General features: G+C 66.1%; 13 protein-coding genes. 7 read left to right on the top strand and 6 right to left on the bottom strand.

Translation table 11 applies throughout. The features are described 5' to 3' along the window. Positions 1-10: 10 nt before the first annotated feature. Positions 11-1,213 carry an amino acid aminotransferase gene (locus AC1DQR_RS24160; protein ID WP_477133931.1) on the top strand — a complete coding sequence of 401 codons (1,203 nt, stop codon included), beginning with the start codon at positions 11-13 and terminating at the stop codon, positions 1,211-1,213. Positions 1,214-1,296: 83 nt separating this feature from the next. On the opposite strand, the gene AC1DQR_RS24155 is transcribed toward AC1DQR_RS24160, so the two are convergent. After that, positions 1,297-1,644, bottom strand: a complete 348-nt coding sequence (locus tag AC1DQR_RS24155; RefSeq protein ID WP_416050681.1) for a YkgJ family cysteine cluster protein — start codon at positions 1,642-1,644, stop codon at positions 1,297-1,299. 124 nt (positions 1,645-1,768) lie between these two features. Further along, positions 1,769-2,584, bottom strand: a complete 816-nt coding sequence (locus tag AC1DQR_RS24150) for a fused MFS/spermidine synthase (protein ID WP_416050680.1) — start codon at positions 2,582-2,584, stop codon at positions 1,769-1,771. 327 nt (positions 2,585-2,911) lie between these two features. Here AC1DQR_RS24150 and AC1DQR_RS24145 point away from each other — a divergent pair, with 327 nt between their 5' ends. From AC1DQR_RS24145 to AC1DQR_RS24130, 4 genes are all read left to right on the top strand, one after another. Then, entirely contained in the window at positions 2,912-3,115 is a 204-nt protein-coding gene (locus AC1DQR_RS24145; RefSeq protein ID WP_043356304.1) for a ribbon-helix-helix protein, CopG family, read from the top strand. A gap of 78 nt (positions 3,116-3,193) precedes the next feature. Continuing rightward, positions 3,194-3,523 (top strand): hypothetical protein, encoded by a 330-nt coding sequence (locus tag AC1DQR_RS24140; protein ID WP_416050678.1) that lies wholly within the window; start codon positions 3,194-3,196, stop codon positions 3,521-3,523. Between the two features lie 75 nt (positions 3,524-3,598). Next, complete coding sequence (locus tag AC1DQR_RS24135; RefSeq protein ID WP_253928782.1) at positions 3,599-3,982, top strand: ArsR/SmtB family transcription factor; 384 nt, start codon at positions 3,599-3,601, stop codon at positions 3,980-3,982. Continuing rightward, positions 3,979-5,064 carry an SRPBCC domain-containing protein gene (locus tag AC1DQR_RS24130; protein ID WP_477133930.1) on the top strand — a complete coding sequence of 362 codons (1,086 nt, stop codon included), beginning with the start codon at positions 3,979-3,981 and terminating at the stop codon, positions 5,062-5,064. The genes AC1DQR_RS24135 and AC1DQR_RS24130 overlap by 4 nt, the downstream gene beginning before the upstream one ends. Positions 5,065-5,080: 16 nt before the next feature. On the opposite strand, the gene AC1DQR_RS24125 is transcribed toward AC1DQR_RS24130, so the two are convergent. Genes AC1DQR_RS24125 through AC1DQR_RS24115 form a run of 3 tightly spaced genes read right to left on the bottom strand, consistent with a single transcriptional unit; the run spans position 5,081 to position 7,352 of the window. Then, positions 5,081-5,494, bottom strand: coding sequence for a RidA family protein (locus AC1DQR_RS24125; protein WP_416050675.1), 414 nt, complete (start codon positions 5,492-5,494; stop codon positions 5,081-5,083). Continuing rightward, on the bottom strand, positions 5,484-6,629 hold the full coding sequence (locus tag AC1DQR_RS24120; protein ID WP_416050674.1) for a DSD1 family PLP-dependent enzyme: 1,146 nt from the start codon (positions 6,627-6,629) through the stop codon (positions 5,484-5,486). The genes AC1DQR_RS24125 and AC1DQR_RS24120 overlap by 11 nt, the downstream gene beginning before the upstream one ends. A 21-nt stretch (positions 6,630-6,650) precedes the next feature. Continuing rightward, positions 6,651-7,352, bottom strand: coding sequence for an HAD family hydrolase (locus tag AC1DQR_RS24115; protein WP_416050673.1), 702 nt, complete (start codon positions 7,350-7,352; stop codon positions 6,651-6,653). Positions 7,353-7,500: 148 nt separating this feature from the next. Here AC1DQR_RS24115 and AC1DQR_RS24110 point away from each other — a divergent pair, with 148 nt between their 5' ends. Next, positions 7,501-8,430, top strand: coding sequence for a LysR family transcriptional regulator (locus AC1DQR_RS24110; protein WP_416050672.1), 930 nt, complete (start codon positions 7,501-7,503; stop codon positions 8,428-8,430). 34 nt (positions 8,431-8,464) lie between these two features. Here the strand turns inward: AC1DQR_RS24110 and AC1DQR_RS24105 are convergent, their stop codons facing one another. Beyond that, positions 8,465-10,441: an alkyl/aryl-sulfatase gene (locus AC1DQR_RS24105; RefSeq protein WP_477133929.1), complete on the bottom strand. Its 1,977-nt coding sequence runs from the start codon at positions 10,439-10,441 to the stop codon at positions 8,465-8,467. 100 nt (positions 10,442-10,541) lie between these two features. On the opposite strand from AC1DQR_RS24105, the gene AC1DQR_RS24100 reads away from it, so the two are divergent. Beyond that, positions 10,542-11,432 carry a LysR family transcriptional regulator gene (locus AC1DQR_RS24100; protein WP_416050670.1) on the top strand — a complete coding sequence of 297 codons (891 nt, stop codon included), beginning with the start codon at positions 10,542-10,544 and terminating at the stop codon, positions 11,430-11,432. Positions 11,433-11,621 lie beyond the last annotated feature (189 nt).

Genomic DNA, 11,621 nt, shown 5'->3' with positions numbered 1-11,621 from the left:
AGAGTATCCAATGTTCGAACACATCGATGCCTATCCGGGCGACCCGATCCTCTCCCTCAACGAGAGCTTTCAACTCGATCCCAGGACCGATAAGGTCAACCTGAGCATCGGCATCTACTTCGATGACGAAGGCCGGTTGCCGGTGATGCAGGCCGTGCGCGAAGCCGAAGCCGCGCTGATGGCCGACATGGGCCCGCGCCCCTACCTGCCGATGGCCGGGTTTGCGGCGTATCGCGACGCGGTGCAGGCGCTGGTTTTTGGGCAGCCGTGCCAGGCGCGCGCCGAGGGGCGCATCGCGACGGTGCAGACGCTGGGCGGTTCCGGCGCGCTGCGCGTGGGCGCGGATTTCCTCAAGCGTTATTTCCCTGACGCCCAGGTCTGGATCAGCGACCCGAGCTGGGAGAACCATCGCGTGATCTTCGAGCGCACGGGCTTCACCGTCAACACGTACCCCTACTACGACGACGCCACCGGCGGCCTGAAGTTCGACGCCATGCTGGACGCGCTGCGCCTGATCCCCAAGCGCAGCATCGTGCTGCTGCATGCTTGCTGCCACAACCCCACTGGCGTGGACCTGAACCACGACCAATGGCGCCAGCTCATCACGCTGCTCAAGCAGCATGATCTGCTGCCTTTCGTCGATATGGCCTACCAGGGCTTTGGGGCCGGCCTGGACGACGACGCCTTCGCGGTACGCGAGCTGGTGGCCCAGGGCGTGCCGTGCCTGGTGGCGAACTCGTTCTCGAAGAACTTTTCGCTGTACGGCGAGCGTTGCGGCGGCCTGAGCGTGGTTTGCGACAGCGCCGAAGAAGCCGGCCGGGTGCTTGGCCAGCTGACGGGCGCGGTGCGCGCCAACTACAGCAACCCGCCCACGCATGGCGCCCGGGTGGTGGCCCGGGTGTTGACCACGCCGGCGCTGCGTACGATCTGGGAGCGCGAGTTGGCGCGCAAGTGCGAGCGCATCGCCAAGATGCGCGCGGCCATCCACAAGGGCCTGGCCGCCCACGTGAGTGGCGAGGCGCTGTCGCGCTACCTCACGCAGCGTGGCATGTTCACCTACACCGGGCTGACGGCCGACCAGGTGGACCGCCTGCGCACGGAGCACGGCGTGTACCTGCTGCGTTCGGGGCGCATGTGCGTGGCCGGGCTGAACGAGCGCAACGTGACCCAGGTGGCACAGGCGATTGCCAGCGTGCTGGTGCCCGCGGCCTGACGGGCGGTTGAACTACGTCCCGCGCGGCGGTTGGTCTTTCCGCCCGCGCGGGGCGGTGAGCTCGCCGTTTGCTTCAAATCAGTTCAAACCAGCACGTGGCGTGTTTCAACGAAGAAGCGTTGAATCTGGCGATCTATGTCCGGATCGACCATCGCCTCGGGCCGGTTCCCATTCGGGCAGGCCAGCCGCGGCGTCGTGCCGAACAAGCGGCAGATCAACGGACGCTCGGCATAGACCTGGCAACCCTGGCTGCCGAGATGCGGGCAGCTGAGGTCTGTCAGCGCGGCTTCGTGCTCGGCATCGCTTTTGACGGGAAGCCTCGACATCTCGTGCGTCGAGGTCATCACCGGTCCACAGCAGTCGTGGCAGCCCGGGGTGCACGCGAATGCGGGAATCCGTGAGCGGAAGAACCTGATTTTTTGACTGATCATTTGGCGTCCCTCTTCATTGGCCTGCCTGCGTACCTATGATTGGCCTGGTGGCCGGTTTCGTATGCCCAGGCACCGGGTGCGGAACATTCACGGCTCGCTGCGACAGCCATCCAGGCCGTGTCCTTCAGCCCGCGAGCTTTTGCCAGAATATGTGATCCGACGCGAGCCGTTTGCCCTGTTTCAGGCGACGCGCGGCCGATCGCAGATTCAGCGGGTGCGTGGTTTCCAGGGCGCGAGCCCGCGCCAGCAGCTCGTCCTGGGAGGGAAGCGCCCGCGCCCCCTTCCACGCGAACAGCGTGTAGTTGCAACTGTCCTCGGACAGGGCAATGGAAAATGATTCGCCGAACACCGAACGGATCTCTTCCAGGTAGAACGGGATATCAGCATCGCTGTCGAGGTAGTTGGCGACCAATACCCCGTCGTCGGCGAGCCGCGCATGGCACGCTGCGTAGAAGGCGGCGTTCCCCAGTTGTGTCGGCATGCCATGGGCGAGAAAGCCATCCACCAGGATGACCTCCGGCCGCGCGTCCTGACTCTTGACGTACTCGGCGCCATCCGCGCAGACCACTTCGAGCCGCTCGTCGTCGGGCGGAATGTGAAACGTATCGCGCAAGGCGATCACTGCCGGATCGATTTCAATGGCAACAACCTTAGCCTGCGGAAGATGCCGATAGCAATACTTGAGCAATGATCCCCCGCCCAGGCCAATCATCGAGATCCTGGTGGGTGTCGGCTGCAGCAGCAGAAAAGCCATCATCGTCCGTGTGTAGCCGAGGACAAGCTTGTCGGGGTCATGCCGCGACATGATGCTCTGGGTCGCCAGTGCATCGAAATGCAGTGAAAGTGCAAGCGGGGTTTCCAGCACAGTCGGGGTGCCGTCGTCAGGGGCTTCGGAGAGGAACTTCAAATAGGCTTCAAAGGATGTACGGCTGGGATCCATCTGCGGGCTCGATCAGGCTTGTTATTCGATTTGTCACTCAGTCAACAGCGCGGCGATGACGTCTCAATTGTCCCGTCTACCACATCGCCCTCAAACGAAAAGCGGCCCCTAGGCAACTTGCAGGCGTCAGGCCATCGGATTTCCGCCTCAGGCCGAAAAAGCGTCGCCGGATTGGCCCTGAGGGGCATAAAAGATATTTAAAGATCGCATTGCGTGGTTCTGGCATGCCTTCAAAGCCTTCTGGCGAAGGCAGTTGCCAGGCCGCACTTGGCCGATCAGTTGTATATAATGATAATGTTATTATCATACAATACTATTCTGAAGCGTATGGAATCCAAGACTGCCCGTTTCACCGTGTTGATCGACCCCGTGAAGAAGAAAGCCTTCGAGGCACTGTGCGCGGCGCAGGATCAAACGCCATCGCAGGTCGTGCGTCAGTTGATTCGCGACTATCTGGAGCAGCATGGGGTGGCCTATGCAACCCGGTCCCAGGTTGGCGCCACGGTTCTGGCCAAGAAGGACGGCGAGTGACCGATGTCCGCATCGCGGATTTCAATACTGCTGTCACTGAGTGACGAGACTGGAGCAGGCTCTTGCAACGATCGGAAGATGTCCATGCGTGAGGCGGTGACTTATCGCGTCACGCCGCGCGCAAAGGCGCTCGTCGACGGTAGCTACCAACCAAAGGTCCTGGTGGCTATCTATCGTGGCGATACGCTGGTCAGGGATGTTGTGCTTTATGCGCGATGCGACTCTTGTCCGTTGCGCGTGACTGCTGCAAGGCTTGCCGAAGCACTGGCCTTGCGGATTCGGGCGGTGCTCAAGGATGTGCACGAAACGGATGACGTTGCCGCAGCCGCCATTCAGACGCTATTGCGACGCGTTGGGCTTAGGACAACCCCACGCTCCGTTGCCGTACGTGGTGCTGGCGTCAGCTAGCCGGGTGCGGCGACACTCCGCCGGCACGCCATCTACTTTCTTGACTTTCATTTAACCTGTTGGTTAAATGAAGCCATGCCATCCTCCAACGACCCGCTGACCCCCATCTTTGCCGCACTGGCTGATCCCACTCGCCGCGCCATCCTTGCGCGCCTGGCCGAAGGGGAGGCGCCGGTGAGCGAGCTGGCGCGGCCGTTCGACATGTCGGCTCCGGCCATCTCCAAGCACCTGCGCGTGCTGGCGGACGCCGGGCTGATCGAGCGGGAAGTCAGTGCCCGCTGGCGCATCTGCCATCTGCGCGCGGACGCGCTGCGCGACGCGCATGACTGGCTGGGCGCCTACCGGCGCCATTGGGAGGGCAATCTCGATCGCCTTGTCGAGTTCGTCGAACGTACCCATGCGGCGGGCTCGACCGAAGGCACCAGCAACGCAGGCAAAGCCCGAGGGAAAAAATCATGACCCAAGCTGCTACCTTCCATCTGGAAATGGACCGCTTCATCCGCGCCCCGCGCGAGAAGGTGTTCGACGCCTTCACCAGCCAGGCCGCACTGTCCGAGTGGCATTGCCCGCGCGGCATGCACGTGCTGGAGGCCAGCGCCGATGCGCGGGTGGGCGGCAGGTACCGCATCGTGATGGGCGGGCGCGATGGTGCCAGGTACACCGTGGGCGGCGAGTACCAGGCGATCGACCGGGCGGATTTCCTCGCCTATACCTGGGCCTGGGAAGCCGGCCCGATGCCGCCGGAGATCAAGACGCTGATCGAGGTCACGCTGACGGCCAAGGATGGCGGCACCCACCTGCACATGCGCCACAGCGGCTTTCCCGAGGCGGGCGAGCGCGATTCGCACACGGGCGGCTGGCAATCGGTGTTCAATCGCCTCAGCGACTTCCTGGACCCGGAGGGCAGCGCCGGCTCCGTCACCGTGATTGGCGACCCGCGCAGCAGCTATTGCCGCACGGTGCGCATGGCGCTGGCGGAGAAGGGCGTGGCCTACAAGCTGCAGCCCGTGCCGCCGCACTCGCCGGAGGTGCTTGCGCATAGCCCGTTCGGCCGCATTCCGGTGTTGAGCGATGGCCCGCTTTCCTTCTATGAGACCCGCGCCATCCTGGCCTATATCGAAGAAGCCTTCGAGGGCCCGAGCCTGCTTGCGCGACAAGCAGGCGCCATTGGCCATGCGCGCTGCGAGCAATGGATCAGCCTGATCAGTTGCCATGCCTACGACGCCATGGTGCGCCGTTACGTATTGCAGTACATCTTCCCCAAGGGCGAAAACGGCCAGCCCGACCGCGCGGTGATCGATGCCGCGCTGCCGGAGATGGCCACGCAGCTAGGCGCGTTCGACGAAGCCTACGGCAATCGCGATTACCTGGTCGGTACGGCGATGTCGATGGCGGACCTGTTTCTCGCGCCAATCCTGGCGTATGTCGGCATGTTTCCCGAGGGCGCCGCCTTGCTGGAGAAGTGCCCCAACGTGCGGCGCGCGCAGGCAGTGATGCGCGAGCGGCCAAGCTTTGCCGCGACGCAGCCGCAGATGGGCTGACGCCACCGCATAGCGGCTACGCAGCGGGCAGGAGCACCGCCACCGCTTCCACCTCCACTTTCAGGCCAAAGTGCAGCGCACCGGTCGGCACCACGGCGCGTGCCGGGCACGCGCTGCCTGCCCACGCCGCGTAGATGGCGTTGAATGCCGGCCAGTTTTCCATGGCGTCCACATAGACCCGCACCTGCGCCAGGCCGCCGATGCCGCTGCCGGCGGCGATCAGCGCTGCTTCCATATTGGCCAGCACCTGGCGCGCCTGATCTTCGAAGGGCGCGCCGACGAGCTTTTCGCCGGCGGGCGTGATGGGCAATTGCCCGGATACGAACACGAAGCCATTGGCCACGGTTGCATGGCTGTAGTGTCCGCCCGGCGCGGATAGCCCGGCGGAGTTGACCGTCTTTACCGCGGCGCTTGCCTGATCACCATCCATGGAACCGGCTCCAGGTAGCGAGCGTGCCATCTTGCGCAAGCGCGTGATATTCGGGGAACTGCGCGCCAGTCGCGCAGGCGTGGTTGGGCAAGATGCGCAGCACCGTGCCGATGGGCAAGCGCGCCGCGATGTCCGGCTCGGGCGCGCCTTCGCGCGACACGATGCCATGTTCCTGATTGGCGCCGCTGAGCACATAGCCCGGGAGCACGGTGCCGTCGATGCCGCAGACCTGCCCGTAGCCGAAATCGCACTTCTGCTTTTGCGTGCCACGGTCGCGGCTCATGGCCATCCAGCCGGCATCGACGATGGCCCAGCCCTTGTCCGCCTGGTGCCCGATCACGGTGGTCAGCACGCTCAGCGCCACGTCTTGCGTTGCGCATACGCCGACGTTGCGCATCACCAGGTCGAAGAACACGTAGACGCCCGCGCGCACCTCGGTGACGCCTTCCAGGCTCGTTGCGGATAGCGCCGTGGGGGTCGATCCGACACTGACCACCGCGCATGGCAGCCCGGCCGCGCGCAGCCGCTCGGCCGCCATGACGCAGCCGGAGCGCTCCTGCTCCGCCATCGCCGCCAGGGCTTCGGGCGTATCCAGGTCGTAGCTGGAGCCGGCGTGCGTCATCACGCCGCCCAGGCGGGCGCCGCCTTCATGCAGCACGCGGGCCACGTCGATCAGCGCGGCTTCGTCCGGGCGGATGCCCGAGCGGTGGCCATCGGTGTCGATCTCGATCCAGACCTCGAACGATTCGCCATGCGCGGTGCCGAACGCGACGATGGCCTCGGCGGACGTCACGCTATCGGTGACGATCTTCAGGTCGCAGCCCTGGCGGCGCAGCGCCAGGGCCTGGGGCAGTTTGGTCGAGACCATGCCGACGCCGTAGAGAATGTCCGTGATGCCATCGGCAAAGAAATGCGCGGCTTCCTTCAGGGTGGAAACGGTGATGCCGCGCGCGCCGGCATCGATCTGGGCTTGTACGACCGCCGAGCATTTGCTGGTCTTGGCATGCGGGCGGAACCGCACGCCAAGCGCGTCCATGCGCGCCTGCATGCGCTGGATGTTGTGTTGCATGCGGGGCAGGTCGATCACCGCTGCCGGTGTTTCCAGGCTCGCCAGTGTGTGGGTGACAGTGTTCATCGCGTTCTTGAGAGTGATCAGTCAGTCCGGCAATTGGACTTTGGCCTGCGGCTGGGTTGGGGTTGCCGCATGAAAGGACCGCAGCCAGGGCAGCGCGGGCTCCAGCGTGGCGAACTCCGCATCGGGCACTGGCGCGCCGGCGGGCAGCGCCAGGCCGACGCGGTTGTGCCAGTAGGTGCGCAGCCCCACGGCCGAGGTGCCGAACATGTCGTAGCCCGAGCCCGCGACAAACGCGGCATCCGTTGCCTGCACGTCCAGTTGCTTCAGCGCGAGCTGGTAGGGGCGCGGATCCGGCTTGTAGAAGCCCGCTTGCTCGGAGGTGACCACGACATCCCAATCGATCTCCAGCAAGTCCGCGGCGCGGCGCCCCAGCCGCTCGGAGCAGTTCGTGACCACCGCCAGGCGGCAATGCGGCCGCAGGGCTTGCAGTAGCTCTCGCGCGCCATCCCACGCGGGGAGATTGTCCCAGCCGGCCTCGAGCGCCTCCGGCGCGCTGGCGGGCAGGCCCACGTGGCTGGCCGCCTCGCGCACCAGTTGCTCGTAGGGAACGTAGGCGCCGCAGCCGTAGGTGCGCTTCAGGTACTCCGCGCGCCAGGCCCGGCCTTGCGCCTGCGAGCCGGCGGCGGCGTTCCATACGGTCCAGGAATCCAGCAGCGCGGTGAGCAGGTCGAACAGCACGGCGCGGGGCCAGGCAGGGGCGGGCGATTGGTCGAGGATTTCCATACGTTCCTTATTGTGTGGGCGGATTAGCGGAATGGCGGAATAGCGGAATAGCCGAGCTGCGGAGCTGCATAACATCAGGCCCTCAGTGTAGGAAGGAGTACGTGGTCCGTGGTTAAATGCCGGAACATCAATCGTTAAGCTGAAGTGAATGATCCAGATCGAAGACCTGCGGCTGGTCGAGGCGCTGGCGCAGGCCCCGTCCCTGAGCGCAGCCGCCCGCGCGCTCAATGTGACGCCGCCAGCGCTGTCCATGCGCCTGCGCAAGCTGGAGGCCACGCTGGGCCTGGCGCTCGCCACCCGCACCGCCCGGCGCCTGAGCCTCACGCCCGAGGGCGAGCGCTTTGCGCAGGAAGGCGCGGCGCTGCTGGCGCAGCTTGAGGCGCTGCCCGAGTCGTTCCGCCGGGAAGACAGCCGCCTGACGGGCACGCTGCGCGTCGCCGCCCCCTTCGGCTATGGCCGGCACCACGTGGCGCCGGTGCTCGCGCGCTTTGCGCAGTGCCATCCCGGCTTGCGCCTGCAGCTGGATCTGCGCGAGGTGCCCTGGCCGGACAAGCATGACTCGGACGCGGTAGTGCATATCGGCGCCGTGCGGGACTCATCCTGGATTGCCCGCACGCTCGCCCCCAATGAGCGCTGGCTGTGCGCAAGCCCGGCTTACCTGCGCGCCCACGGCACGCCGCAGGAGCCGCGCGACTTGCTGGGGCACGCGTGCATCTGCATTCGCGAGAACGACGAGGACGTGACGCTGTGGCGTTTTCGCCGGGCGGGTTCCGGCACCGCGCGGCGGCCATCGGCCCGCGAAACGCTGCGCGTTGTCCCGGCCTTTACGACCAACGATGGCAGCGTGGCACGCCAGTGGGCGGAACAGGGGCTTGGCCTGGTGCTGCGCTCAGAGTGGGATACGGCGGATGCGGTGGCGCGCGGCACGCTGGTCCGGGTGTTGGCCGGCTGGGAGTTCGACAGCGCGCCGGTGACCCTGCTGGTGCCCACGCGGCGGGGCCGYACGGCGCGGGTACAGGCATTGATGCAATTTTTCGAGGTGGCCCTGGGCAAGCCAGGGCCACCCCCACCGCGCTAAAAGCCCTCGCCGGTGACGTGCTGCCCGTCCCCCCTCAGGGCGCCGCTTGTGGCGTCACAATGCTGAAGTACCCGTCAAACGTATCCAGCATGGCGAACAGCGACGCCACCGCTTGCGGGTTGCCGTCAATGCGGATGCTGCCATCGCGGATCGCGTCCGGCAGCGTCAGTTGCTTCAGGCTGATGCGGTCGAGCGTGGCCTTGTCCAGCGTGATGGTTGCCGTGGCCTGCGCGGATTGCGCGTTGGCCAGGTAGGTCAGGGCGCTGTTGCGCAGCGTCATGGCGTAGCGCTCTTGCAGGTCGGTGAAGTTCCAGTTCAGCGTCATGGCCTTGCCCGCGGCCTTGTCCGCATTCAGGCGCACCGCCAGGTAGTCGAAGAAGTGCGGCACGGTCAGCGCGCGCACCAGGTCGGGCGATGTCGTGCCGCTGGGCGCGCCCCGCTTGATGCCGTTGCGCAGTTCCTGCGCGCCGGTCAGGTAGGCGTTGCGCCAGGTCGCGTTTTCGGTCTGGTAGCCAAGCTGCTCCAGCGCGTCGGCCTGTAGCGCTCGGGCCGCGGTGTTGGCCGGCTCGGCAAAGACCAGCTCGTTGCCGATCTGCGCCACCCAGCGGTATTCGCCGCGGGCGTAGGCTTCGCGCGCCTTGGCCAGGACAGCGTCCGCGCCGCCCATCCATTCGATCGTCTTCTTCGCGCCCTGCACCGGCGGCAACGGGTTCAGGTGGGCCGGGTTGCCATCGTAGAACCCGAGGTAGCGCTGGTACACGGCGCGCACGTTGTGGCTGATCGAGCCGTAGTAGTCGCGCGCATACCATTTGCTGGCCAGCGGCTCGGGCAGCTTGCGCAGCGTGTCGGCAATGTCCGTGGGCGTGAGGCCATGGTTCATCAGGCGCAGCGTCTGGTCGTTCAGGTAGGCGTACATGTCGCGCTGGTCCGACAGGAACTCGTTGATGCGCACCTTGCCCCAGGTGGGCCAGTGGTGCTGGGCGATCAGGATGTCGCTGCGCTCGCCGTAGCGGGCCAGTGCCTGGCCGATATAGAACGACCAGGCCTTGGCATCGCGCACCTGTGCGCCGCGGATGGTCAGGATGTTGTGCTGGGTGCGGGCAGCGTTCTCCGCGATGCACAGCGTGCGCAGCTGCGGGAAGTAGAGGTTCATCTCGGCCGGCGCCTCGGTGCCGGGCGTGAGCTGGAACTCGATGTCGATGCCGTCGATGCGGCGGGTGTCGATGGTCTTGGCGACGAGATCGGTGGGCGCCAGCAGCGTGACCGTGCCGCGCGAGGTGGCCTTGCCCAGGCCCGCGTCGACCTGGCCCGTCGCGCTGCGGGGCAGGGTGGTGCCGTACATGTATTGCGCGCGCCGGCTCATGGCGTTGCCCGCCAGCACGTTCTCGCTGATGGCCTCTTCCATGAAGCCCGCCGGCGCGATCACCGCCACCTTGCCGGCTTTCACGTCGGCTTCGTCGACGATGCCCTTGGCGCCGCCGAAATGGTCGACGTGGCTGTGCGTGTAGATCACGGCGACCACCGGTTTGCGCGGCCGGTGCGCATAGTACAGCGCCAGCGCCGCGCGCGCGGTCTCGGCAGTGATCAGCGGGTCCATCACGATGATGCCGGTGTCGCCTTCGATGATGTTCATGTTCGACAGGTCGGCCCCGCGCACCTGATAGAGGCGGTCGGTGACCTTGAACAGGCCGGCTTCATTGTTCAACTGCGCGAGCCGCCACAGGCTCGGGTTCACCGTGGCCGGCGCGGCATCGGCGCGCTCGAAGGCGTAGGCGTTGAAGTCCCATGCCACGCGGCCGTCCGCGCCGCGGATGGTGTCTTCGGGGAAGCGGGCCACCAGGCCGCGGTGCGCATCCTCGAAATCCTGCCGGTCGCCAAAGGGCAGTGCCTGCAGCCATGCCGCATTGGCTTGCGCGGTGACGGGCGAGGCAGGCGCGCTGGCCGTCTGGGCGGTGGCGGACTGGAAGGCAACGAGCGCCAGGATGGCGGGGAGGGTACGGCGAAGGGGCATGGCAAGGCTCGGCGAAACGAAGAGGACGTCTATTGGAGTCCACCGCCACCTATAATTCAATTGCAAGTTTTTTATCTCAGCGATGCAAGGAGCGCATGTCTTGAACCTGAAACGGCTGGAGCACCTGATCGCGGTGGCGGAAGAGGGCTCGCTGGCGGGGGCCGCCCGCCGCGTGCACCTGAGCCAGCCCGCGCTGACCCGCAGCATCCAGGCACTGGAGGCGGAGGCTGGCATGCCGCTGTTCGATCGCGGCCCGCGCGGCGTGGCGCTGACCGCGGCCGGGCGCATGGTGGCGGAGCGGGCACGGCGGATCTTGTTCGAGACGCGTTGCCTGGCGCGAGACCTCACGCTGGTGCAGCAGCATGAGATCGGCAGCGTGCAGATGGGGATGGGGCCGTTTCCCGCCGCCATCCTGCTGCCCGGGGTGCTGTGCGCCCTCAACCGGGACTGGCCGAAGCTGCGGGTGAAGGCCGAAGTCAACAGCGCCCCGGCGCTGCTTGCCGCCCTGCATGCGGAGACGCTGGATTTTCTGGTTGCCGAGCGCCGTACCATGCCGGCGGCGGCAGAGCTGGAAGTCCGGCGACTGCGGCCCGAGCCATCGGGCTGGTTCGCGCGCCCGGGCCATCCCCTTGCGGGCGGGCGTGTCACGCCGGCGCAATTGCGCGAGGCTACGCTGGTGTCCGTGCCGTTGCCGGATCAAGGCCACGACCAGTTGCGCAGGCTGCTCGGCTGCCGGCCGGGCGAGAGCCTGCCGTTTCAGGTGCAGAGCAATGATCTTCATGCGCTCAGGCATCTGGCGTGCCAATCCGATGTGGTGCTGCTGGCGCCCGCGCGGGCGCTCAAGGCAGAGCTGGAGAGCGGCGCGCTGGTGGCGCTGGCGCTGGCAAGCATGGTCTCCATGGCCATGGACTTTGTCGTCGTGCACCTGGCGCAGCGCACGCTGTCGCCGGCGGCGGAAAGGGCGGTGGCAGCCGTGCTGGCTGCCGCTTGATTGGCGCGTCAGCGCCAATCAAAAGCCAACTAAATGTAACTTTGTTTGCACGGATGTACCTTTCTCTTAACATATCGGGCGGGCGCGAGGCGCAGCCAGGCGGGAAACCCGCATAGCCGCCCGCCGAACCCACGGCGATTCCCGTTGCCCGGTGGGTTTGTCGACGATGTGAAGCCAAAGGAAAAGCAA

Source organism: Cupriavidus sp. 05L411 (assembly GCF_056398045.1).
The sequence above is the reverse complement of the archived record's forward strand: the minus strand, read 5'-3'. Positions and strand labels throughout refer to the sequence as shown.